General features: G+C 61.8%; 1 protein-coding gene. It reads right to left on the reverse strand.

Annotated elements, in window-relative coordinates; all coding sequences use genetic code 11:
• Window positions 1–274: 274 nt before the first annotated feature.
• A partial coding sequence (locus INF29_RS14420; protein WP_193487420.1) for a dicarboxylate/amino acid:cation symporter occupies window positions 275–1,114 on the reverse strand: 840 nt, incomplete at its 5' end.

Consider the following 1,114-nt stretch of genomic DNA (forward strand, 5'->3'; position numbering starts at 1 on the left):
TGTAGTACTCGACGCGCACCTCGCCATGGCTGTGCAGGCCGCGCTCGCTCGACCAGGCGAGCACCTCGGCCATGTCGTCAGCATGATCATCGTGCATGCCGGCGGCCATGAACTTCTTCTTCATGAGCTGCTTGAGTTCTTCACGTGAAACGAGCATGGAAACCTCCTTGGTTAGCGCCCGCGCGGCAACCGCACAGGCTTGATACCTATAGTCGCCCAAGGGGCGGGGCTATCGCCCCTTGGGCATCAAGCACGCCGGCGGCAGTCCCAAGACCTAGGCCTCCCGCGCCTTCGTGCCGTTGAACACGTCGTAGTCGATCGCAGCCTCGCTCTTCGCCACCAACAGCGCGCAGAACACGTCGGAGTTGACGTTGAGCGTGGTGCGGATCGCGGCCACGATGTATTCCAGACCACCCAAGATCGCGACCGCCTCGATAGGAAGGCCCAAAGCCGGCATGAGCATGGTGAGCGAAATGAGCGTTGCGCCGGGGGCGACGGCGTTGGCCAGCGACAGCAACCAGGCGATGACACATACGTACACGAGCGCGCCGCCGGCGAACTCGATGTTGTACATCTGCGCCACGAACAGCGCCGTGCAGGCCATGTGAAGCGCCGAGCCGTTAGAGTTGAGCGGCATGCCGAGCGGCAGCACCAGGTTGGCCACCTCGTCTTGGATGGCATCCTCCATCTCGGTGGGAAGCGTCACCGCGCTCGAGATGGATGCGGCGGCGAGCACGGTCATGCGGCCGAGCTTGGGCACGAGCTTCGTCACGGGCAGCTTGCAATAGGCGCTCACCACGACGATCCACACCGCCGTGAAGATCAGGGTCGCGAAGAACAGGACAAGGATGTACTTACCGATGGGGATAAGGATATCGATCCCCAGCTCGCCGATGGACGCCGAGACGTAGGCGAAGATACCGATGGGCGCCACGTTCATGACGATGCGGATGATGGTGAGCAGAACCTCGTTGACCTCGCGGATGCCCTGGTAGAGCACGCAATCCTCACTGATGTTCGTGCGGTACACGCTGATGCCGATGCCAAAGAAGATGGCGAACACGATGCAGGGGACCATGGCCCCCGAACCCATGGAACTTACGATGTTCGACGA

The sequence above is a fragment of the Anaerotignum lactatifermentans genome (genome assembly GCF_014982935.1).
Classification (GTDB): domain Bacteria; phylum Bacillota; class Clostridia; order Lachnospirales; family Anaerotignaceae; genus Anaerotignum; species Anaerotignum lactatifermentans.